Origin of the sequence: Arthrobacter sp. KNU40 (assembly GCF_051515115.1) — a bacterium.
In the GTDB taxonomy this organism is placed as follows: Bacteria; Actinomycetota; Actinomycetes; order Actinomycetales; family Micrococcaceae; genus Arthrobacter.
The window spans coordinates 3,739,673-3,762,744 of the sequence record NZ_CP195850.1; the positions used below are offsets into that span (position 1 = coordinate 3,739,673).

A 23,072-nucleotide genomic window follows, 5' to 3' on the forward strand; every position below is an offset into this window, starting at 1 on the left:
CTCAGACCAGGCGGTTCGCAACGAGGAACTCGGCGAGCTCGTCGGCCGCGGTCCCGTCATCGATGAGTTTTCGTCCGGCCGCACGCGGCGGCCGCTCAACGGTGGAGACCACTACGGTGCGGCTGGCGCCCGTCGGGACGCCAAGCTCGGCGGCGGACAACGTGGTGACGGGTTTGCGCTTCGCCGTCAAGATGCCCTTGAAGTTGGGAAACCGGGCCTCCGGGAAACGCTCGGTCACAGTGATGATGGCGGGCAGTCCGGCACGGACATTGAGGGTTCCGTCCTCGCCCTGGCGAACGCCGCTCACGCCGTCGTCGGCGATTTCCGCGGAGATCAATGAACCCAACAGTGGCAACTGGAGATGTTCGGCAACCATGGCGGGCACGACGCCGGCGCGGCCATCCGTCGATTCGTTGCCGGCCATCACCACGTCGAACCCGGTAGACCTCAGTGCAGCCGCGAGCGTTGCGGCCGTTCGCCCGGTGTCGGCGCCCGCCAGGGAATCATCCACAATGTGAACCCCTGAATCGGCGCCCATAGAGAGGGCCTTGCGCAAGGACTGGGTGGCGTCATCAGGACCCATGGTCATTGCCACTACTTCGGTGCCTTTGTTGGCATCCTTGATGCGCAACGCGGCTTCGAGGGCGCGCTCGTTGATTTCATCGACCACGGAGTCGGCAGCCTCCCGGTCGAGCTGGCCCGTTGCCAGGTCGAGCTTCCGTTCCTCGGCCGTATCCGGCACTTGTTTGACGAGCACGACGATCTTCATTCAACAGCTCCCTCGATGCAAATGGCTGACGCTTGGAATCGAGAATACTAGGAACTCCTAGTATTTACCATGGAGCGAAGGAAGGAATGATTGGAACTCCTATCGATTCTGCCTGGATTTTTCGCGCCGGGCATGGGGATTCGGTCCGGCGGCAGCTTGCAGGCCTTCTTTCGAAGCGATCGATCTAGCCCTGGCGAAGGCCGAGGGTGTTCCCGTCGGGATCACGGAACCATGCGCCACGGGCGGGGCCGAGCTGGGCAATGTGCCCTGTTGTGGCAAGGGGACCCTCTGTGTAGTCGAGGAACTCCACGCCCTTGGCGGCCAAGTCGCCGACGACAGCCTCGATGTCGTCCACTTCGAAGTGGGCAAGGGTGTGCTCTGTAGCGGTAGGCGGACGCTTGAAGACTGAGATCTCGCTGACGGATCCGCAACGGTACCGGACGCCGACCGGAGTTTCCCAGAGGAAGGTCAACCCCAGGATGCCGCCGTAGAATTCCTTCGCGCGCTCCAGATCCGTGACCGGAATTGTCGCCACGACCATCGTTGCACTGATCATCTAGGACCTCCTCAGGGCGGCCCGTTCCGTCGGGATGAACGGGCCGTTCGGCCCAGTGTCTTCCTCCAGGAGCTGGACTGTCAACGAGGATCGGGAGCTTCAGCGTTGCTGCGCCGCACGGCCATCACCACGCTGACAAGTACCGACATCGCTATGACCACGACGATTCCGGCGAAGTTGGGCTTGAATTCCAAGACCAGTGCCCCGTTTTCGGTTCCGGCGGTCGCGGTGAAAAGACCCGGCAGGGTCGCCGGGGAGTCTGTCGAAATGGCGATCACGCTCGTTGCCACGCACAGAATGAACGCCAGAGCCAATCCACCGACCACGCCGTCCAGGGCAGCGCCAACTATTCTCGACGTCTTTTTCATTGGGGTCCCTCCTCGAGCCGGCCAACGCGCGCTGCGGGGGAAATCCAGTGATGAAGCTTTGTCCCCCCGCCCAAGAAACTAGCCCGATATTTCGCCTCTCAGGGGTCGAAGTGGTCAAAATCCGTACAGATTTGCCAAAAATCAGTGTGTTTTTGGGCAATCTCAGTGTGGATCTCGGCGCTTCTACGTGTGGAAAAACGATTCAGCCGGATCGGCCCGCATAGCCGACCAAGACCGCGTCCAGGACGTCATTGGGGCAGTGGGAGCGGATGTCTCCACTGCGCCTACTTCACGATCGACAAGGCTGCAAATAGCGGATCAAACGAAGCCACCGTCGGATTCTGCTGGATCATTCTCTTTGCCAACGTTGCCGGTCTCGTGATTCCGCGGGCCCGGAATTTGTCTATTCGAATGATTGAGCAGAATCCGACATCCCAGCGGAGGCGATCCCGGGACGGACATGACCAAGCCCAGGGCCGAGCGCTACAGCAAAAGCTGGGCGACACGCCAAATCCACGTCGACACCCGTAGTCAGGTGTCGATAGGGATCTAGCGCATCCCCGGGTAATTTGCGCGTCGACAGGTCGCCCATAACCCTCGACAAGGGGGGGTTATAGGGGGTTAAACGAAAGAGTCCGCCCAGACGGGCGGACTCTTTCGTTTATTTGGTTGCGGGGACAGGATTTGAACCTGTGACCTCTGGGTTATGAGCCCAGCGAGCTACCGAACTGCTCCACCCCGCGTCGCAGAATCAACTCTACCGCACATTCAGGGGCGCCCCTGACCATTCAGGTGTGCGCTGCGGCACGATGGGGAACTCAGGATCCAAAGGGAGCCTTCGGGCCGGCGCAACAGCACCTCAGAGGCGGGCCTGTTCTCGCCGGGACCCGGCGCCGTCCTGAACTTCTTTGATTTGGGAAAGCGCTTGCGACACGGCGAGTCGCGTTATTTTGGGTGTCGAGACGGCTCAAAGAAGGTCAGGGCGGAGCGAACACGGCCGCACCGGGCACACGTCTAACCCTTGCCCGCTCCCCCACCCGCAAATCGGTGGCAAAATCGAGTAGGTGGGTCGGGTTTCCTGACCCACCTCTCACACCACCGTACGTGCGGGCCTCGCATACGGAGGTTCGCTAGGCCGTTTGAAAGCGATCCCCTGCAGGGCGTAAGTGGATGAGGCCTTGACCTTCCCAGTACTCAGTTGGGCGGGCCCTGTGGAGGATGGGTGATTTCGCGATCCGCCAGCAGGCTCGACTGCTGTTGCCCCATTGATAGGCCAGATCCGGCCTGGTCCCAAGGCTCAAGGCAGTTCTGGTTCGAGCGCTGCGTGTAGCCATCGCGCGGGGATGCCAGCACTGGCGACCTCTTCACGGGGCTGCTTGAAGCGAATCAGGCAGTAACTACAATGGCACACGATGCCGGAATCGCTCCGGCAAACGTCGCCAAACTTGCCTAGGCGCACGACACCCACCTCATCGGCTAATCCGCGAGGACGCGTGCCGTAAAGCGGCTCATCGCATTTGAGGGTGTAGCAGGGGTGGGCGCGTCGGTGGCCGGATAGAGGTCGAGGTCTTCCGATGATGGAAGTTCCTACACTGCCCATCCGGAAGACCTCGACGTGTCCCACGCTACCTTCCTGCCTCCTGACCTGACTACGTTCTGCCGGCTCGATGAGCTTGGGCTCGAAGCTGCCGGGCAGCGTCTCGCCCCTGGCCGGGCGGTGTTGGAATGCCGTGCCGTTGATCCGGACGACTGGTGCCGTTCGTGTGGGGGCCAGGGCATCGCCCGCGGCACGGTCACACGGCCGCTCGCGCACGAACCATTGGGATGGCGGCCGACGACGCTGCTGGTGCGGGTCCGCCGCTACAAGTGCACCGGGTGCGGTCGGGTGTGGCGGCAGGACATCTCCAAAGCCGCGCAGCCGAGGGCGAAGATCTCCCGTCGCGGGCTGCGCTGGGTGCTGGAGGGCATCGTGTGCCAGCACCTCACCGTCGCCCGCGTCGCGGAAGGCCTGGGCGTGTCCTGGCATACGGCGAACAGCGCGATCCTTGCCGAGGGCAAGCGGGTGTTGATCGAGGACCCGGCCCGGTTCAACGGGGTGGCCGTGATCGGCGTCGATGAGCATGTCTGGCGGCACACCCGGCGCGGGGACAAGTACGTCACCGTGATTATCGACCTCACCCCGGTCCGTGACAGGACCGGGCCGGCACGGTTGCTGGACATGGTCGAGGGCCGCTCGAAACAGGTCTTCAAGGCCTGGCTTGCCGAGCGGCCGAAAGCGTGGCGGGACGGGATCGAGGTCGTTGCGATGGACGGGTTCACCGGGTTCAAGACCGCAGCCGCCGAGGAGCTCCCGGACGCGGTCGAGGTCATGGACCCGTTTCATGTCGTCCGGCTTGCCGGCGATGCCCTGGACAGGTGCCGCCAGCGTGTCCAGCAGCAGACCATTGGTCACCGTGGACGGTCCGGGGATCCGCTCTACGCCGCCCGCCGGACCCTGCACACCGGGCACGATCTGCTCACCGAGAAGCAGAAGGACAGGTTGGAGGCCCTGTTCGCCGCGGACAACCATGCCGAAGTCGAAGCGACCTGGGGCATCTACCAGCGCGTCATCGCCGCGTACCGCGAACCTGACGGCACCCGAGGCAAAGAGCTCATGCAAGCACTGATCGGCGCGATCAGTGCCGGCGTTCCCGCTGCGCTGACCGAGGTCATTACGCTGGGCCGGACGCTGAAACGCCGCGCAGGGGACGTGCTCGCGTACTTCGACCGGCCCGGCACCAGCAACGGCCCCACGGAAGCACTCAATGGCAGGCTCGAACACCTCCGCGGCTCCGCCCTCGGCTTCCGGAACCTTGCCAACTACATCGCCCGATCACTCCTCGAGACCGGCGGATTCAGACCCCGGCTACACCCTCAAATGCGATGAGCCGTTAAACGAAGGCACCGTCGGATTCTGCTGGATCATTCTCTTCGCCTAAGTTGCCGGTCCCGGGATTCCGCGGGCCCGCAATTTGTCCGTTCGAATCCGACATCCGAGCGAAGACGACCCCGGGCCGGACATGACGCGCCCGGGATTTACACACGTTTTGTCCTATAACCCCGACAAGGCCGCAAAATAGGGGGTTAAACGAAAGAGTCCGCCCTGACGGGCGGACTCTTTCGTTTATTTGGTTGCGGGGACAGGATTTGAACCTGTGACCTCTGGGTTATGAGCCCAGCGAGCTACCGAACTGCTCCACCCCGCGTCGCAAGAACTACTTTACCTGCAGGTGAATGTCAGGCCAAATCGAAACGACGTGACCTCCGTCTCCCCTGCCCCGCGGCCACCCATTCGGGCCGCCAGATCAAAAGGAAGACCGGGCCAGCCCTGGTCAGGGCTGGCCCGGTCGTGCAAAACCCCCAGCTAAGCCGGAATCGGCCAGCCAGAGTCAGCTATTTGCTTGGCGAAGGCGACGGCGAGGCTGACGGGCTCGCCGAGGGGCTGGCACTTGCCGACGGAGCCGGGGTGACACCAAGCCGGGACTCGGCGTCGAGCGCTTTCTGTATTGCCGCGGACAGGAGGCTCTGCTGGGCACCGTACCCCGCGAAGTCGCCCTTGGCCAGCGCAGCCTGGCCATCCTGGATGGCCTTGTTGGCCTGGTCCAGCGCAGCCTTCAGCTGGGCCTGTGCATCTGCAGAGGCCGGTGGCGTAGTAGTCCCCGGCGGAGTGGGGGTCTGGCCGTTATTTGCCGAGTCTCCCGCCGAGGCCCCCGAGTCGCCCCCGAAGAGGATCTTCAACGCACCATCAAGCGTGGGCGCAAAGCCCACCTTGTCGCCAAAGGCCACGAGCACGCGCTGAAGCGTCGGATAAGACGTCTCACCAGTCGACTTCAGATAGACCGGTTGGACATAGAGCAGGCCTCCGCCCACCGGCAAGGTCAAAAGGTTGCCATTGAGCACATCGGATGCTCCCTGCCTGAGCAGGTTGAGTTCCCGCGACACTTCAGGATCGGAGTTGAACTTGTTCTGGGCCTGGCCGGGTCCTGGAACCTGGGTATCCGTTGGCAATTGGAGTAATCGCAACTGGCCGTACGTGTCCGCCTTCACCCCCTTCTGGCTACCGGCGTCGGAATCGGCTGCGAGGAACCCGTACAGGATGTTCCGGGCAGCGCCGTTGACCACCTGTGGAATGAAGGAAGACGTCAGCTGGAAGGCCGGCTTGGTCTGGTCGGGCATCTGCAGGGACATGTAGAACGGAGGCTGCCGGACGGGATCCGTGACCGTAGGGTCGTTCGGAACGCTCCACGCGTCGTTGTTCTGGTAGAAGTTGTCCGCATTGGTCACGTGGTAACGCCCAAGCAACTCACGCTGGACCTTGAACAGGTCCTCCGGGTAGCGGACGTGGCTCATGAGCTGTCCCGACATCTCCGAGTACGGCTTGACCGTGGTCGGGAAAATCTTCTCCCACGCCTTGAGGATGGGGTCCTGGTCATCCCAGGCGTACAGCGTGACCGAGCCGTCATAGGCGTCAACAGTGGCCTTGACCGAGTTCCTGATGTAGTTGACCGCGCTGTTCGGCAGGGCCGCCGTGCGCCCGGAGGTCGTTTGCGAATCGGCCGTAGCGTTTCCCAGTTGCTGCTGCTGGGAGTAGGGGAAGTACTGGCTGGTGGTGTAACCGTCCACGATCCACTTCACCCGGCCGTCTACCACTGCGGGATAGGCGCTTCCGTCCACCGTCAGGTAGGGAGCAACCTTTTGCACCCGCTCACGCGGAGTGCGGTCGTAAAGGATCTGGGACTTCTCGTTGACGCCGTCGGACAGAAGCAGGTCCGAGGACTGGAACTTGATCGAGTACAAGAGGCGGTTGAACCAGTTGCCCACGTTGGGGCCGCCGTTGCCGGTAAAGGTGTACTGCGTTTCGGTGGAAGTGTCCTTGCCGGCGGGACGGTCCTGCTCGCGGTGCGCGGCGCCGTCCGGGGCGCCGACCACCGAGTAGTCCGGTGAATCTTCACCGAAGTAGATGCGGGGTTGGTAGCTCGCATCGCTGCCAAGGGTACCCATGGATGGAATTCCGGACAGCAGGAAGTCCGGCTTGCCATCAACCGTGAAGGTATTGCCCTTGGCGGCCACGACGCCGTAACCGTGGGTGTAGACGATATGCCGGTTGACCCAGGTCTGCTGGCTGGCGTTCAGGCCGTCCTGGTTCAACTCACGGACAGCGATCACGGTGTCCTGGGTCTTGCCGTTCACTGTGTAACGGTCGACGTTCAGAGCCTTGGGGAACTGGTAATACGGACGGTACTGCTCCAGTTGGGAGAACGCCGAGGAAACCAGGTTCGGGTCCAGCAGCCGGATGTTGGCGGCAGTCTGCGCATCCTTGGCAAGCGCCCCGGTCTTGGCGTCCGTGGTGGCGTTGTAGGGAGAAACCTTGATCTTGTCCAAACCGTAGGCGGACCGGGTCATGGCAATGTTGCGGTCAATGTACTTGTTTTCCAGCGTCTGCTCCGAGGGGCGGACTTGGAACTGCTGAATGACCCAGGGATAGACACCGCCCGCAAGGATGGACGTGATGATCAGCATGGCCGTGCCGATCACGGGCAAGCGCCAACGGCCAATCACGGCGGCCACAATGAAGAGGATGGCCACCAGACCTGCGGCAACGGCCAGGATGGTCTTCGTCGGGATCACGGCGTTGACGTCCGTGTAGAGGGCACCTGCCCAGTGGCCCCCGTTGTTCTGGACGGTGCTGTAGACGTCAAGCCAGAAGTTGGCACCGAGCAGCAGCAGGAAAACGGCCCCGGTCACGGCCAAGTGGATTTGGGCGGCACGGCTGGTGAAGATGCCGCGTTCCATGAGCCGGATGCTGCCATAGAGGTAGTGGGTGAGGATTCCCGCGATTCCGGCAATCACCACAACGCTCATGAGGAAACCCGTGACAAAGCCAAGGAACGGCAAAGTCATGAGATAGAAGCTGATGTCCAGGCCAAACTGGGGATCGGTCTGGCCGAAGGGTACCTGGTTGAAGAACAAAAGCACCGATTGCCACTGGCTCGCGGCCGCGCTGCCTGCAAAGAGGCCGAACAGCACGGGGATGCCGATCATGACCACGCGTCGCACGGGTTCGAGTTGGGCCTGGTACCGGTTCAGATTGTCCCTGACCTCGGAGTCCGGAGCGTAAACGGGCCGTGCGTGGTACGCGACGCGGATTGCATAGAAGACCGGCACGAACATCAGGACGAAGCCCGCGAGGAAGATCAGGATCCGGGCCAGGTTCTCCCTGAAATACACTTCGAAGAAGCCCAACTGCTGATACCAGAGGACGTCTGTCCACACATTGGCGAAGAAAATGAATCCCACCACGGCGACGGCGACGATGATCAGAGTTGGAGTGAGTGCACCCCGTCTCCGCTGCGGTCTTCCGGGCGGGCTGGTGCTGGCTGGACGGGACAAACTCGATACCTCATCGCTGGTCGTCAGTAAACGGTCATCAGTGCGTGTGTTCGTCGGCCCCGGTGCCGGGTGCTAATGGCGGAGGCCGTCATTAGTGCCACGAGTGGCAGTGGAGCTAAGTTCCATCATCAGTCTAGTTGTTGGAGCATGTCGGGAGGCGGGACACATTCTGGCCCGAGGCGAGTCGCTCGACAGCTGATTTTGCGTCCGCCAGAGTGTCCACTTTGACTACCTGCAGCCCGTCCGGAACGTGCCCCACGACCTCGTCGCAATTGGCGGCAGGCGCGAGGAAAAGCGTGGCGCCGCCGTTGCGGGCTCCGCGCATTTTCTGGGCGATTCCACCAATGGGTCCCACGGTGCCGTCCGGCGAAATGGTGCCGGTGCCGGCCACATGCTTGCCCCCCGTGAGGTCGCCGGGGGTGATGCTGTCGATGATGCCCAGCGCGAACATCATGCCGGCGCTCGGTCCGCCCACCTGGTCCAGGGAGATCTTGACGTCGAACGGGAAGGTGAACTTGTACTGAAGCAGTACGCCCAGGATGTACTTGCCGTTCGAGCCCTTGCCCGGAGTGATGCTCACCGTCACAGGCTTGCCATTCCGATCGACGACGACGGCGGCGGGCGCGCCCGCGCCGTCGGCCAGTGCGGTTTGGACGACGTTCAGGGACGTGACCGCCTTGCCGTTGATCGACGTGAAGACATCCCCTGTTTGGAGCTTTCCTGCCGAGGCCGAGCCATCGGACAACCCTGCGACTGCAAGTTTCTGCCCGTACGGAATGTTCTCTTCCCTGAGTGCCGAGGCAACTGCGTTCTCTTGGGAGGTAGTCATGGCGAGCGCGCTTTCCTGTTCGGATTGCTGCTTGGTGACGCCCTTGGGATAGAGAAGTTCTTCGGGGTATACGGCCTTGGAACCATCCAGCCATGCTTGGAAGGCCTCGAAAATGTTGACGGGTCCGTTGGGGCCGCCGTTGATGTAGACGGTGGTCAGGTCCAGATTTCCTTTGGCAGGATAGGTCGCGTGCCCGGAGATACTAATGACCGGCTTGTCGTGGTCCGTGCCCAAGGTGTTGAACGTCGGTCCGGGAGATTCCACGACATATGGAACAGGGAGGACAGCCGCGGCGATTCCCAACACAATGGTCAGTGCGCCGGAGACGAGCATCGCGACGTACCGGCCGTCACGGCGCCGTGCCGGTTGGGGTGCATTGGGCGGTTCCTCCCCCGGGTCCTGGCTTGGCTCCTGCGTTTGTGCAGGCTCCGGCTCCGGGGAATGGCCTTGCGACGTCGGGATGTCCGGCGAGTTGGAGGGGTCGAGAGGCTGTCCGGGTTCCCCGGCAGCTCCGGGGCTCGGCAAACTAGTCAATGGAAGACCTCTCCGCGCCGGGAACCGCGTGCCCGGCACTACCGTTTCGACCCCCTCATGGTGGAGGCCAGTAAACATACCAACGATCCACCCTACTTTGCTGTGCCCGCCTGAGGTGCTTTGCCTAGAGCGAACGACGCGTTCCTGAGGCAGACAGCCCCGGGGCATCGCGGTACCTTGAAAGTGATCACCAGTCACACCGACGATCGGCGGCACCATGACCTCCAACCCAAATACCCCTCCCAACGGAGACGATTCACCCGTGGATCCCTTGGCAGAAATGCTGAAGAACCTCATGGGCGGGCAAGGCATGGGCAATATCGACCCCGCCGAATTGGCAAAGGCCGCAGGGCTGCCGAACGACCCCAACATGCTGCAGCAAATGTTCGCCCAGGTGCAGGCCATGATGAGCTCCACTTCGGATGGTCCCGTCAATTGGCAGCTCGCCCACGAGAATGCACGCCGGGTTGCCGCTGCCGGCACGGATCCGTCGGTGAATGCCGTGCAGACACGCGAAGTCGACGAGGCGCTCCGGCTCGCGGAACTCTGGTTGGATCCAGTCACCGATCTTCAGGCAACGGGCCTCATCGGCCGCGCGTGGTCCCGCGCTGAATGGGTGGAAGCTACCCTCGCTACGTGGAAACGGCTCACGGAGCCGGTGGCCAACAGCATCGCCAACGCCCTGTCGGACGCCCTGACCCAGCAAATGCCGGAAGAAATGAAGGCCATGATGGGTGGCACCTCGTCCATGTTGCAGAACATGGGCGGAGCCATCTTCGGTATGCAGCTGGGCCAGGCGATCGGCGCCCTGTCAGCCGAGGTGGTCAGCTCCACCGACATCGGCGTTCCACTAGCTGATCTCGAGATGGCATTGCTCCCGGCCAATGTGGCGAAATTCGGCGAAGGCCTGAGCGTCCCTGAGAATGACGTCCGGTTGTTCCTCGCCGTCCGCGAAGCCGCGCATTCCCGCCTCTTCGTGCAGGTTCCATGGCTGCGCGGCCATCTCCTCGGCGCGATCGAAGCTTATGCCCGAGGCATCCACATCGACCTGTCCCGCGTCGAGGACCTCGCCCGGGACCTGGATCCCGGCAACCCCGAGGGCATTCAAGAAGCCCTCTCCCAAGGGGTGTTCACGCCTGAGCGCACTCCTGAACAATCGGCTGCATTGGAGAAACTCGAAACCGCACTGGCGCTGGTTGAGGGCTGGGTGGACGAACTCACGGCTGCGGCCACCGAGAACGTGCTGCCATCCGCCGTCGCACTCCGTGAGACGGTGCGGAGGCGCCGCGCCACGGGAGGACCCGCTGAACACGCGTTCTCGTCGCTGGTGGGACTCGAGCTGCGTCCGCGACGCCTGCGCGAAGCCGCCACGCTGTGGGCTGCCCTGAAGGACGAGCGGGGAATCGCCGGGCGCGATGCCATCTGGCAGCACCCCGATTTGCTCCCCACGGCGCATGACCTCGACGACCCGGCGGGCTTCACCGAACGGCGCCGCCTGGCCGAAGCCAGCGACACCGAAGTGGACGATGCCCTGCAGAAGCTCCTTGAAGGTGGCTACGACGCTCCGAAGGATGAGGAGAACACAGAGGGGAGCCCGGAGGCTCCGAAGCCTGAAGACGGAGACTCCCCTGACAACACGGAGCCGGGCGAACCGAAAGCTTAGCCGCTCCTTGAACGCCTAGTCGGCGTCGGCGTCCCAGCTTCCGGCTGGAGCGCCGGCGCCTTCTTCATCCGGTCCAAGCCCACGGGACGTCGCAAAGGCGACGCCCTCCAGGAAGGCCTTCGCCCGCTGTGTTTCGGGGTAAGCCTCCAGCAAGCGCCAAAACGCGGCGTTGTGCCCGGCCACCAGCAAATGCGCGAGTTCGTGGAGCAACACGTAGTCGATCACCCATTGCGGCATCGACTGGAGCTTGTCGGAAAGCCGGATAGTCCCGTCCGCCGGAGTTGCCGAGCCCCACCGCGACTTCTGGTTGCTGACCCAGCGGACCGACGTCGGGATGGCTCGCCCGCCCAGAAACTTTGAAGACAGTTCCGCGGCATGACCGGCAAGGGCTGCATCGCTCGCGGGTTTCCGCCTGCCGGCGCCCTGGGCGCCTCTCTGCCCTTGGCGCTTGAGCTTGTCCAGCATCCGCCGGACCCATTCGCCTTCTTGCGCCTTCGTGAAGTGGGCAGGGATCGCCACAACGGCGTTCCCGTCCTCCCAGAAAGCCGCCACGGTACGACGCCGGCGGGCAGAGCGGCGAACGACGACGGGTATGCCGTCATCGGTGGTCAGCGGCAGATCGGGCTGGCCTGCTACCCGGCGCACTAGGCAGACCCGTTCTCGACCAGAACTGCCAGCACGGCTTCGCCGTACTTTTCCAGTTTGGAAGGTCCGACGCCGGCGAGTTTCGCCAGTTCCTCAAGGGACTCCGGCCGGGCCTCGGCGATGGCCGTCAATGTCGCGTCGGTGAAGACCACATAAGCGGGAACTTCGTTGCTCAGGGCCTCCTCCTTGCGCCATTGCCGCAAAGCCTCAAAGGTCTGGTCCTCGTAGGTGGGCGGGCACTGGCTACAGCGCCCCACTTTGCGTTCGGCGCCAGTGGCGAGCATCGTGCCACAGACCCTGCACGACGCCGGTGCTGCCGCCTTGCGCCGTGGCGTGGGGCGGCTGCGCGCGCTGGCTCCGAGCACCGAGTCGGGGCGGAGCCCGTCGAGGAAGCGCGAAGGCTTGCGGTTGGCACGGCCACCCGGCGTGCGGGCCGTGGACCAGGACAGGTTCAAGTGCTCGCGTGCCCGCGTGATCCCGACGTAGAGGAGGCGGCGTTCCTCGTCCACGCTCTCGGGGGTGTCGGCGAAGGAAATGGGCATAAGTCCCTCGCTCAAGCCCACCAGGAACACGGCGTCCCATTCCAGGCCCTTCGCTGCGTGCAGCGATGCGAGCGTCACGCCCTGGACCGTCGGGGCGTGCTGGGCCACGGAGCGTTCCTGGAGTTCGTTGACGAATTCCATCAAGGTGAATTCCGGCCCGCGGCTAACGGCGAGTTCGTCCGCGAGGGCCACCAGGGCGGCCAGCGACTCCCAGCGTTCACGGAGTGCGCCGCCGCTATGCGGGGCTGCATCGGTGTAGCCGAGCGAAGCCACGATGTCCCGGACCAGTTGGCCGAGAGGCTCCTTGGCGGAATCCTCGGCTACCGCCCGCGTGGCGGCGCGCAACTGCAGGATGGCGTCCCGGACTTCCTTGCGCGCGAAGAACCGCTCACCGCCCCGCAGCTGATAGCCGATACCCGCCGAAGCAAGGGCTTGTTCGTACGCTTCCGATTGGCCGTTGGTGCGGAACAGCACGGCAATCTCGCTCGCCTTGGTGCCGGCGTCGATCAATTCCCGGATCCTGCCTGCGACCACCGCCGCCTCGGCCTCGTCGTCGGGGCATTCCATGAACCGCGGCTCCGGTCCGGCCGGGCGCTGGGCTACCAACTGCAGGGGTTTGGCCCAGGCTGCGTCGGCAACCGTTCCACCACTGCGGCGCGATCCAAGGAGGTCGTTGGCGAGCTTCACCACTTGAGGCGTGGAACGGTAGTCGCGAACGAGTTTGACGACCGTCGCTGAAGGGTAATGGCCCTTGAATCCAAGGAGGTGCTTGGGAGAGGCTCCCGTGAAGGAGTAGATGGTCTGGCTGGAGTCGCCCACCACGCAGAGTTCGTCGCGGCCGCCAAGCCACAGCTCAAGAAGCCTCTGCTGCAGCGGGGAAACGTCCTGGTATTCGTCCACCACAAAGTGCCGGTACTGCTCGCGGACCGTGGCTGCCACTTTCGGGTCCTCCTGAAGGATGCCCACCGTGATCAACAAGACGTCCTCGAAGTCGATCACGTTGCGGTCCGTCTTCACGTCCTCGTACGACTGGAAAACCCGCGCGACGGCGGTGAGGTCGAAACCTCCCGGAGTGCCGCGGCCGTGCGCGTTCTCAAGGTAGTTGGCCGGCGTCAGCATGGAAACCTTGGCCCACTCGATCTCCGCCGCAAGGTCGCGGATTGAAGCTCGATCCGTACCCAGCCGGAGCCGCCGCGCGGCTTCGGCGATCATGTTCGCCTTGTGGTCCAGCAAGTTTGGCAGGACGCCACCGACCGCCTGCGGCCAGAAGAACTGCAATTGCCTGAGTGCAGCGGCGTGGAAGGTGCGGGCTTGGACGTTGCCGACGCCAAGATCCCGCAGCCGGCTGCGCATCTCGGCGGCGGCCCGGGAGGTGAAGGTGACGGCCAGGAGGCGCTGAGGGCTGTAAACGCCGGAGTGGACACCATAGGCGATGCGGTGCGTAATGGCCCGGGTTTTTCCCGTACCCGCTCCTGCGAGGACGCACATGGGACCAGTAAGGTTGCTGGCGACTTCCCGTTGCTCGGCGTCAAGGCCGCCGAGAACCCGGTCCTCGAGTGAAACGGTGTCGCTGAAAATACCCTCTGTCACTGCTGGAGGTCCTCGATGACGCCGCCGTACCAGTGCTCGATCAGGGAACGCGCTATCGAAAGCCTCGTGGAGATCGTGATCTCGCCGCTGAGCACGGCTGCCTGGAGTTCCGCACGGCTGAACCAGCGCGCCCGGGTGACTTCGACGCCGTCGGGCCGGGCCTCGACGTCGTCCGTTGTTGCGGTGAACCCGAGCATCAGCGAGGCCGGAAACGGCCACGACTGCGAGCCAAGGTACTGGCAGGCCGTGACCCGCACCCCCACTTCTTCCCCGATTTCGCGAACCACTGCCTGTTCAAGCGATTCCCCCGGCTCAACGAAGCCGGCCAGCGTGGAGTAGTTCTTGGCGTCAAGCGGCCCTCCTCCGCCGAGGAGCAGCCTGCCGTCGGAACCGACCACGGTGACGATGATGGCCGGATCGGTCCTCGGATAGTGTTCCGATTTGTCCCGCGGGCACCTGCGAACCCAGCCGCCGGCTTCGATTTCCGTGGGAGTTCCACACTGCGGGCAGTGTGTATGGGTGGCATGCCAATTGGAAATGGCGCTGGCCTCAACGAACAAGGCTGTGTCCATGGCACCGAGGCGCGCGGCGACCTCCCGGAATCCCGCCCAGGAGCCGTCGGCCGGAAGGCCCGCGGCCCCAGGCGAAACCGGCTCGGTGGGCACAAAGAGGACGATTGGTGTTTGCTCCGGGACAGGGGAAGCAGCGAGCGTCCGGCCGAGATAAATGGCAGTGAGCGGTCCGCCGGCGGATTTAAGGTTTTCGAAGAGCGGCGCGGCGTCGCCCAGCCACAGCTTGTCACCCACCACGAGGGCCTGACGCTGCGACACCACCACGGCCTTGGCCGATCCTGAGGAGATCACTTCGTCAAGCATGCCTGGCCTCAGGCGCTCGGCAGATCCGCGGTCAACCATGGCAGGGCGCACTGGAAGAACGGTATCGATAAGGTGGTTTGCCGGCGCCTGGAACTCGGTGAAACTCATGTACCTACCGTACTGACTCGCACCGACAATTGACATTTGGATCTTTCAGCGATCCAGGCCCCCGGAAGCTGTTTTCCAGCGGATCTCAAGACTCGCCGCACTGCATCGCTGCCAGAAGCGCTTGTCAATCTACCGTGGAAGGCGTGAGAAGAACACCGTTCGAACTGGCCGCTGTAGCTACTGCGGCGGTGCCCGGCCTGACGCCGATGGCTGCCGCCACCGCCCCGGATGATGCTGCCGATTTCGATTCGGCGCTTCTGCTGGACTCCGAGGGCAAACGGTGGCGTGTCCGTTCGCCGCGCCATCCGGAAGCCAGCACCCGGCTTGAAACCGAATTCATGATTCTGCGGGCTTTCGCTCCGGCGATCCGGGCCGAGCTGCCCTTTCTGATGCCCACTGTGGCCGGAACCGTCCGCCAAGGTGCGCTGAGCACATTTGTGTACGCCCACTTGGCTGGTGCCACGCGCAGCATCGAAGAGTTGTCGACCTGCAGTGATGCCTTGGCCAAGGAGATCGGTGTGGCACTGGCCGCCGTCCACGATCTCCCCCAATCGCTCGTCAACAACGCCGATCTTCCCAGCTACACGGCCAACGAATTCCGCCAGCGCAAGTTGAACGAGCTGGACCAGGCCGCCACCACGGGCAAGATTCCGCCCGCGCTGTTGCGTCGCTGGGAGCACGCACTCGAGGACGTGGCGCTGTGGCGCTTCAACCCGTGCGTCGTGCACGGCGATCTCCATGAAGACAATCTGCTGGTCGACGGCGACAGCGTGACGGCCGTGACGGGGTGGACCGATCTGCGCATCGGCGATCCCGCCGATGACTTCGCCTGGCTCGTGGCCTCAAACGAACAGCGCTTCGTGGAGTCCGTATTGCGGCACTACACGGAAGCCCGGCGGGACACGCCGGATGGCCACTTGCTGCGACGCTCGGCACTTCTCGCCGAATTCGCCCTGGCCCAGTATCTCGTCAAGGCCTTGGCAGCCGGTCACAGCGAGATGACGGCAGAGGCCGAGGCGATGCTCAAATCCCTCGCCGACGACATCGAGGAGCAGAACGCCTTGGCAGCCGAGGAGGCAGATGCCGCGGCGGAACTTGCAGCTGCGGAACGGGCCGCCGCGGAAGGGCCGGCAGCACCGGCAGTCGTTATGGCTTCGGAAGAGAAGGCCCCGGAGGGCGACTCCGCGAAGCCCACGGTGAGCGTTACAGCTATCCCGGAGCCTTCGGGAGATTCAGCAGACGGGACCGACCCGACGCCGGAGGCGCCGTCCGAAGCTGACGACACCTCGACGACGGCCCTCCAGATAGTGGAGCCCGCGCCGCTCCAGGACGCCAAGGACCACTAGTCCTTCCCGGCTTGGCTACCTATCGGTTTCGGCTACCCAGCGCGGAAGCGATGATCCTCTCCAGTTCCGCGGCCGTGCCCAGGTCATGTGGCCTCACGACAGCGTCATCGGCAACGTAGTAGAACGCTGCACTGACCTGCTCCAAGGGCACACCCTTGAGGCGCGCCCATGCCAGCCGGTAGACGGCCAGTTGCACCGCACGCGTCTTGAGTTGACTGCCGGCCGGGCGCTTGCCCGTTTTCCAGTCCACCAGTTCCCATACACCGTCCGCGCCGCGGAAAACTGCGTCAATCCGTCCGCGAACCACGACGTCCCCGATCCTTGTTTCCACGGGAACTTCAACAAAGGCCGGGGACCGGTGTGCCCATTCTGAATTGCTGAACGTCGCCACCATGTCGTCAAGTCCATAGGCTTCGTCAATGTGGGAGTCAGAGCCGGGGGCTTCGTCGATATCCAGCATGCCGGTGGTTCCGTAGTATTCCTCCACCCAGGAATGGAAAGCGGTGCCTTTGCGTGCCGAGATCCCGGGTTGCCGGGGCACCGGGCGCCGGAGCTGGGCCAGGACCGCGCTGGGGTCGTCTCCCAGGTCAACGAACATCGATGCCGAGATGTGTCCGGGCAAATAGACGTCCTGGACGGGCTTCCGCCGCAACTGCCGTTCCAACAACAACTCCGCTTCGGCGGCCCAGCCCGCTGCGGCACCGCGGAGGGAGGTCCGCGAGGCATCGACGACCAGCGGCGAATCCGTCCGCAGTCCCTCGATGGCCTCCCTGACCCGGGTTGCTGCCGCCTCCATGGCGGTCCGCCGCCCCGGTACCAAGCGGAGCCGTTCCCCTGTGCGAGGGTCGCTGGGACCTTCCAGCGGATCATAGGGGAAGATCGCCACCTCGGTGCCGACTGTCAAGGGACTCTCAGCGGGCAGAGCGTCTTCGCTGAGGGACTGCGGGTGAATGGCAGCCGATGCTCCGCCCCCGTTGTCTCCTGCCTCACCGGCAAGGCCGGCCAGCTCTGCAAGGAAAGGTGACGTTTCGGCAATGCCTGCCCGGGAACCATTCCACGCGGCGCTCGATGCCCAAAGGACGAACTTTGCGCGGGTATAGGCAACGTAGGCGAGTCGCCGCTCTTCGGCTTCGCCGTGGTGCTGGACTTCCGATTTGAAGTCCTTTTCGGCGTCCAACCAGCCCTTTTGGTCCGGCTGGTCCAGATCCCATTGAGGGAGATCCGCCCGGTCGCCACGAAGGGGCCATGGCAAGGCAGCGGTACCGCTGCTCCACCGGGAGTCCCGGTTGCTCGGAAAGGCTCCGGCGTTGAGACCGGGGACGAAAACAACGTCCCATTCCAATCCTTTGGAGGCGTGGACTGTCAGCAATTGCACGGCTTCGTGGTTCACCTCGGCGTCGGCCATGTCCAGTCCGCCTTCTTCCGATGCGGCCGCTTCGAGCCAGCCCAGGAAAGCCAGGAGGTCCACGCGCTGCGAAGTCTGCAGGAAACCCGCCGCGGCATCATGGAATGCGTCCAGGTTCCGCCGGGCCTGGTGGATGCTCATCCCGGGCTTGGCAGCAACCTCAATGTCCAGCAGCATGGCACGTTCCACCTCGCCGATCAGCGTGGTCAGATCGTCTCCGATGAACCCCCGCAGGTTCCGAAGTTCCGCAGACAGCCGGCCAAGACGGTCCAAAGCCTCCGCGCTGAGCGAGCGTCCGTGGCCGGAAGTCCACCCCGGGCGTGGCAGGAAGTCCAGCGCTTCCACGAGACTGGCCGCATCGGTAATGTCGCTCTCTACGACCGTCTCCATCGGGCTTTCGTCCGCGATTGACGCATCGCCTGCGGCGCCGCGGTCCCCCGCACCGCCGTGGGATCGCCGCCTGGCGAGGAACTGGGACCAGTCGCGGAATGCCATCAGATCAGCAGTTCCGATCCTCCACCGGGCGCCTGCCAGCAAACGCATCAGGGCATCGGAACGGCCGGGATCGGCGAGGACCCGGAGCGCGGCAACGAGGTCCACTACTTCAGGGGTGTCGAGGAGCCCGCCGAGGCCGACTATTTCGTACGGGATCCCCTGGACCTCGAATTCCCGCCGCAAGCACTCCATCTGTGCCCGGCGGCGGCATAGCACCGCAATAGTGGGAGAAACCGGCGTACCGTCGGCCGCGGTTTCAAAGACTGTGCGCCGGTAGCGCCGGACGTCCCGCCCAATCGCTGCGGCTTCGTCTTCGTCGGTGGCAAATCGTCCGAGAACGACGTTACCCTCCACGGCTGCCGGGCTCGGCTGCAGCGCAGGCACTGCGACGGAACCGTCGTCGGCCCTGGAGCCCGGGGCTCCGTCATTCGCGGCGGCCTTGTTCAGAGGGGCGGAAATGACGTTGGCGGCGGCCAGGATGCTGCGCCCGTTCCGCCACGCAGTGGTCAGGTACGAGGTGGGTGCAGTTGTCAGGGATGCCGTTCCAAAACCGTCTTCCACCCGGACGGGAAATTCCTGGACAAAGTGGAACAGTTGGCCGGCGGAAGCACCCCTGAACCCGTAGATGGACTGGTTCGGATCCCCTACCGCCGTCACAGCGTGCCCTCCCCCGAACAGGCGGGAGAACAGGACCAGTTGCGCGTGCGAGGTGTCCTGGAATTCATCCAACAGCACCACCCTGTAGCGGGCCCGTTCGGTGGCAGCCGCCAAGGGTATGTCCTGGGCGATCTTCGCGGCGAGCGCAACGAGGTCGCCGAAGTCGAGGACGCCGCGATTCCTTTTGGCCTCTTGGTAGCGTCCCACCATGTCCGCGACGCTGGCCCTTGTGCGCAACATGGCGCCGAGATCACCGGCAGCTTGGCTCGGGTTCTTTTTCGCCGCGGACACATAGGGCAATTGCGCGAATTCGGACACCCGGTCCATCAACCAGCGCTGAACCTCGGCTGGTTCTCGCAAGTGTTCGGCGCACTCGCCGGCCAACTGCATCACGGCGTTGACCAGCGTGGACTTGGCAGCGGTGAAGTGCTCATAGTCGCCGTCGTACGCTTCGACCACTTCACTCGCGAGCTGCCAGGCCTGGGCGCCGCCGAGCAGCACCACATCGCGCTCGATGCCCAGGCGCAGGCCGTAGTCCGACACGATCCCGCTGGCGTAGGAATGGTACGTGGACACTTTGGGTTCAAGCTCATCGGAGCCTGCAACGCCCTCCGGGAAGCCGTACTGCCCGTTGTCCGAGGACGCGATGCGCTGCAGGGTGGCCAATTTCGCACGGATACGGCTGGCCAGCTCCCCTGCGGCTTTACGGGTGAAGGTGACGCCAAGGACCTCTTCTGGGCGAACCCATCCGTTCGCGACGAGCCACACCACACGGTCCGCCATGGTTGCGGTTTTCCCCGATCCGGCGCCGGCGATGACCAGCCGGGGGGTCAACGGTGACGCAATAATCGCGGATTGTTCGTCCGTGGGACGGTTCCGTTCGCCGAGGATATCGGCCAATTCGCCGGGCGAAAATCGAGGTTCCGGCAGGACCGCGGCATCTTCGGCGGCGTCTCCGGCCTCAATTCCCGCGAGTGTCTGGACGGTCATTCCGTGACCTGCTTTCCCCTGGCGCACAACGGGCAAATATCGGGCAGTCGGCAGCCGTGGCCTCCATGGCTGCCTTTCGAGGGATCGTGACGTGCTTCGAAGCTTGCTCCGGCCATGAGCACGGCAGCCTCGCTGACAAGGTCCTGTGCCCAGTTATCTCCCGGGTCCAGGGGCTCCTGCACTTGGACCGCAGGCGTTTTTGTCTTGGTCCCCAGCTGTGCCAGCACGGCACCGCCGGGAACAAGCCCCGGAACAGGCAGATCCTGGAATGCCCCGTGCAGTACCGCCGCCTGATACGCACCGAGCTGGGGGTGCCTGGCGAGTTCGGCTTTGCCAGGCTGACGTTTGCCCGTCTTAAGGTCGACAATCACCAACCTGCCCTCAGCATCTATTTCCAAACGATCCACTTGCCCCCGGAGCACGGCGTTCCGGACAACATCGGAATCTTCGGCAACGTGGCCCAGACGCACCTCCGGAAGGGGAACCTCGAAGTCCACTTCGACCCCGGCCAGGCTTCGGCCTTCGCTCCGCATGACAAGGACGTATTGGGCGAGTTTCCGGACCATCTGCTCTGCCCGTTGGAAGTCCAGCCTGCCCTCCCAGTTGTCCTTCATGCCCAGGGTCGGCCAGCGACGCACGAGCTCCGCGACATATTCAGCGCCGGAAGCATCGGGCAACTCCTGGGCAATCGTATGGACCAAGGTGCCCAGGCTGCGGGCAAAGTCGGTAGCGGCTTCGCCCCCGGCCGCCTGGACAAACCAATCCAACGGCGATTTGTGCACAGTTTCCACCTTCGAGGGAGAAACGAACACCGTGCCTTCCCCCGGTACTACCGGCGCCTCGCTGCTGAGCGGTGCCAGTCCCCACCAGGAATCCGGATGCGCGCCCGGCACTGCGGGCTCTGCGGTGGCAAGGTGTGCCAGCACGCGAGCAGCTTCCGCGGCGTCCTCTGCCACGCCCGGGCGGGCGAGCGCGGCGTCGTCCGGCTGAACGCGCTGCCTCAGCTCTGCCACCAAGGCACGCAGCGTCATGGGCCGGCCAACCGGTGTGTACTCACGTTGGTACTGTCCCGGTTCCAAAGGGGCTACATAGTCGAGAAAGGCAGACTGCTGCTCGTCTTCGGAAGAAACCGCGGTGCAGATGAGGACTTCCCGGGCCCGCGAAACGGCTGTGGAGAAGCTGCGCAGTTCGTCGTAGCGGATATCCCGCAGCCTGCTGAGGGGCCCGCGTTGCAAGGCATGTTCGACTCCATGCTCCACGGCATCGGCGAACAAAGTACTCCCAAGGAGTTCACCACGGAGCCTTGTATTGGGCCAGACGCCCTCCTGCAGACCCGCCATGATGACCACGGCCCACTCCCGCCCGGCCGCGCTGGCCGGCGTCATGAGCTCCACTGCTTCCTCCAACTGTGCCCTGGCGGCAAGGGTGTCCATGGGGAGTTCCTGGCTGAGCAGATACTCGAGGAACTGTTCGGGACCGGAGCCGGGGAGTTGGTCGACATAGCGCTCGGCGGTGTGGAACAGTGCCATCATCGCGTCAAGGTCCCGGTCCGCCCGGGCGCCGGCCGCGCCGCCGTCGAGCGCCATTTCCGTCCAGCGCGAAGCCAGGCCGGTGGCTTGCCACAACGCCCACAACACCGTCTCCGCGTTAGCTCCGGGTTCGGCGGCCGCCGAACGTCCCGCCGCGATCATGCGGGCCAGGCGCCGGGCCGAACTACCCTCGATGCCCAAAGAACCCAGTGCCCCAGGCTCCAGCAACGTTTCAACCAGCAACGCATCGCTGGACCGTCCACCACCGCCCAACAGTTCCTCCCGGCGCAGGGATTGCCGCAGGCGGCGCAACTCGATGGCGGTAGCCCCGCCGATCCTCGACGTGAGAAGCGAGACGGCAGACTCAGGCGTCAGCTTGGCAGCATCCAGCACCACGCCGTACACCTCAAGCAGGGGACGGACAGCCACTTCGTCGCGGACAGCCGAGTCCGCGACGGGGACGCGGACCGGGATTCCCTGACCGCTCAGATAGCGCTGGAGCTGCGCCAATTGCCCACCGTTGCGCACAATCACTGCGATGTCGCCGAACTCGTGGTTTTCGCGCAGCTGTGCTTCAAGGATGCGTTGTGCCACGTAGCGCAATTCGTGGACTGTGGACGGAAGCACATGTGCTTCCACCCGGCCCATGGCCTGGCTACCTCCGGAACGAGTCTCCTCTGCCGAAGCAGGAAGTGGGTCCAGACGCCGGGCCAACTGGCCTCCCGCACGCTGCGAGATGCGCGCAGCTACCCCCGTCCACGCTTTTGCGACGTCGGGGAGGTGCCGGTGAGTGTGCCATAGCGGAAGCTCCCGCACGATACCCGCAAGGCCTCCGAGAAGCCGCGGCAGTTCTGAAACAAGGTCCGGTCGTGCGCCGCGGAACCCCTGGACGACGGTGTCCGGGGAGGACGCCACCAAAACGTCCTTTCCTTCCGCGATGTCCGCGAGCAGTTCAAACACGGCGGGGTTTGCCTCTTGGACGTCGTCCACCAGGATCAACTGCAGCCGCTCGCGCTCTGCCGCCAGGAATCCGGGCGAGTCCTGGAAGATTTGGCGCGCGGCGGTAATGATTCCTGCCGGGTCAAAGGCCTCCGGCATGCGCAGGTCCAGGACATCCCGGTACTCCGAATAGAGGTCTGCGGCAGCGATCCAGTCCGGTCTGCCGCATTCATAGGCAAGCGACGTGAGGTCATCCGCAGTCCGGCCGGATTCGATGATCCGGTCGAAGAGTTGCCGGATCTCCTGGCGGAAACCCCGGGTTGGCAACGCGGCCGACAAGTCCTGCGGCCAGGGAAGTTCGAAGCCCGGCCGGGCGTGCCCCTCCAGCAGTTCCTTGATGATGAGGTCCTGTTCCGGCCCCGAGAGCAATTTGGGCGGCCGCTGCAGCGGCAGCACGCCCTCGGCCTTGGCTCGGCGGATCAGATCGAAAGCGTATGACGCCCAGGTGCGCGCCGGCGTCGTACTCAAGCTGCGGTCCAGCCGCCCTGTAAAGGTGTCCCGCAACGCCGACGCCGCATGCCGGCCGGGTGCGAGAATCAGGATCCGTTCCGGATCCACGCCGTCACGCTGAACCCGGCGGACGGCGGTTTCCACCAGTACAGTGGATTTTCCGGTGCCCGGCGCCCCCGGTATCAGGACCGGCCCGGATCCGTGCGGGAGCCCCACGACGGCGGCCTGGTCGGCCGACAACTCCGGCGCTGCGTAGTGGACCTCGCGCGGGGGAAGCAGGCGCAACCGGGCGG

13 protein-coding genes and 2 tRNA genes are annotated in these 23,072 nt (G+C 64.2%); 3 read left to right on the forward strand and 12 right to left on the reverse strand.

The genetic code is table 11. The features are described 5' to 3' along the window. Position 1 precedes the first annotated feature (1 nt). From ACSKT0_RS17355 to ACSKT0_RS17370, 4 genes are all read right to left on the reverse strand, one after another. The gene (locus tag ACSKT0_RS17355) at positions 2-769 is read right to left on the reverse strand and encodes an electron transfer flavoprotein subunit beta/FixA family protein (RefSeq protein ID WP_437770868.1); all 768 of its coding nucleotides are present in this window, start codon (positions 767-769) and stop codon (positions 2-4) included. Between the two features lie 184 nt (positions 770-953). Continuing rightward, a complete protein-coding gene (locus tag ACSKT0_RS17360; protein ID WP_437770869.1) occupies positions 954-1,325 on the reverse strand; it encodes a VOC family protein in 372 nt (123 codons plus the stop codon). Between the two features lie 80 nt (positions 1,326-1,405). Beyond that, a complete protein-coding gene (locus ACSKT0_RS17365; protein WP_437770870.1) occupies positions 1,406-1,693 on the reverse strand; it encodes a hypothetical protein in 288 nt (95 codons plus the stop codon). A 666-nt stretch (positions 1,694-2,359) separates the two neighbouring features. Continuing rightward, a tRNA-Met gene (locus ACSKT0_RS17370) sits at positions 2,360-2,436 on the reverse strand. Between the two features lie 872 nt (positions 2,437-3,308). On the opposite strand from ACSKT0_RS17370, the gene ACSKT0_RS17375 reads away from it, so the two are divergent. Then, complete coding sequence (locus ACSKT0_RS17375; RefSeq protein ID WP_437770871.1) at positions 3,309-4,619, forward strand: ISL3 family transposase; 1,311 nt, start codon at positions 3,309-3,311, stop codon at positions 4,617-4,619. 242 nt (positions 4,620-4,861) lie between these two features. Here the strand turns inward: ACSKT0_RS17375 and ACSKT0_RS17380 are convergent. The 3 genes from ACSKT0_RS17380 to ACSKT0_RS17390 form a co-directional block, all read right to left on the reverse strand. Next, positions 4,862-4,938, reverse strand: a tRNA-Met gene (locus tag ACSKT0_RS17380). Between the two features lie 187 nt (positions 4,939-5,125). Then, positions 5,126-8,122 (reverse strand): UPF0182 family membrane protein, encoded by a 2,997-nt coding sequence (locus tag ACSKT0_RS17385; RefSeq protein ID WP_437770872.1) that lies wholly within the window; start codon positions 8,120-8,122, stop codon positions 5,126-5,128. Between the two features lie 133 nt (positions 8,123-8,255). Beyond that, positions 8,256-9,284 (reverse strand): YlbL family protein, encoded by a 1,029-nt coding sequence (locus tag ACSKT0_RS17390; RefSeq protein ID WP_437774068.1) that lies wholly within the window; start codon positions 9,282-9,284, stop codon positions 8,256-8,258. A 418-nt stretch (positions 9,285-9,702) separates the two neighbouring features. Between ACSKT0_RS17390 and ACSKT0_RS17395 the strand changes: the two genes are divergently transcribed. Next, a complete protein-coding gene (locus tag ACSKT0_RS17395) occupies positions 9,703-11,148 on the forward strand; it encodes a zinc-dependent metalloprotease (protein ID WP_437770873.1) in 1,446 nt (481 codons plus the stop codon). 15 nt (positions 11,149-11,163) lie between these two features. Here the strand turns inward: ACSKT0_RS17395 and ACSKT0_RS17400 are convergent, their stop codons facing one another. The 3 genes from ACSKT0_RS17400 to nudC are packed head-to-tail and all read right to left on the reverse strand — an operon-like array spanning position 11,164 to position 14,908. Then, positions 11,164-11,793, reverse strand: coding sequence for a M48 metallopeptidase family protein (locus ACSKT0_RS17400; RefSeq protein WP_437770874.1), 630 nt, complete (start codon positions 11,791-11,793; stop codon positions 11,164-11,166). Then, positions 11,793-13,925, reverse strand: coding sequence for an ATP-dependent DNA helicase UvrD2 (locus ACSKT0_RS17405; protein ID WP_437770875.1), 2,133 nt, complete (start codon positions 13,923-13,925; stop codon positions 11,793-11,795). Before ACSKT0_RS17405 ends, ACSKT0_RS17400 begins: the two co-directional genes overlap by 1 nt. Beyond that, positions 13,922-14,908: an NAD(+) diphosphatase gene (nudC, locus tag ACSKT0_RS17410; protein WP_437770876.1), complete on the reverse strand. Its 987-nt coding sequence runs from the start codon at positions 14,906-14,908 to the stop codon at positions 13,922-13,924. Before nudC ends, ACSKT0_RS17405 begins: the two co-directional genes overlap by 4 nt. A gap of 143 nt (positions 14,909-15,051) precedes the next feature. On the opposite strand from nudC, the gene ACSKT0_RS17415 reads away from it, so the two are divergent. Next, a complete protein-coding gene (locus ACSKT0_RS17415; RefSeq protein ID WP_437770877.1) occupies positions 15,052-16,254 on the forward strand; it encodes a macrolide 2'-phosphotransferase in 1,203 nt (400 codons plus the stop codon). 19 nt (positions 16,255-16,273) lie between these two features. Here ACSKT0_RS17415 and ACSKT0_RS17420 read toward each other — a convergent pair whose 3' ends face one another. Both ACSKT0_RS17420 and ACSKT0_RS17425 read right to left on the reverse strand, forming a co-directional pair. Next, complete coding sequence (locus tag ACSKT0_RS17420) at positions 16,274-19,801, reverse strand: ATP-dependent helicase (protein WP_437770878.1); 3,528 nt, start codon at positions 19,799-19,801, stop codon at positions 16,274-16,276. Next, entirely contained in the window at positions 19,798-23,064 is a 3,267-nt protein-coding gene (locus ACSKT0_RS17425) for an ATP-dependent helicase (RefSeq protein WP_437770879.1), read from the reverse strand. Before ACSKT0_RS17425 ends, ACSKT0_RS17420 begins: the two co-directional genes overlap by 4 nt. Between the last annotated feature and the right edge of the window lie 8 nt (positions 23,065-23,072).

Coding starts and splice junctions, on each gene's coding strand:
- nudC (WP_437770876.1), bottom strand. CDS start 14,908: ATGAGTTTCACCGAGTTCCAGGCGCCGGCAAACCACCTTATCGATACC.
- ACSKT0_RS17420 (WP_437770878.1), bottom strand. CDS start 19,801: ATGACCGTCCAGACACTCGCGGGAATTGAGGCCGGAGACGCCGCCGAA.
- ACSKT0_RS17390 (WP_437774068.1), bottom strand. CDS start 9,284: ATGCTCGTCTCCGGCGCACTGACCATTGTGTTGGGAATCGCCGCGGCT.
- ACSKT0_RS17395 (WP_437770873.1), top strand. CDS start 9,703: ATGACCTCCAACCCAAATACCCCTCCCAACGGAGACGATTCACCCGTG.
- ACSKT0_RS17355 (WP_437770868.1), bottom strand. CDS start 769: ATGAAGATCGTCGTGCTCGTCAAACAAGTGCCGGATACGGCCGAGGAA.
- ACSKT0_RS17360 (WP_437770869.1), bottom strand. CDS start 1,325: ATGATCAGTGCAACGATGGTCGTGGCGACAATTCCGGTCACGGATCTG.
- ACSKT0_RS17365 (WP_437770870.1), bottom strand. CDS start 1,693: ATGAAAAAGACGTCGAGAATAGTTGGCGCTGCCCTGGACGGCGTGGTC.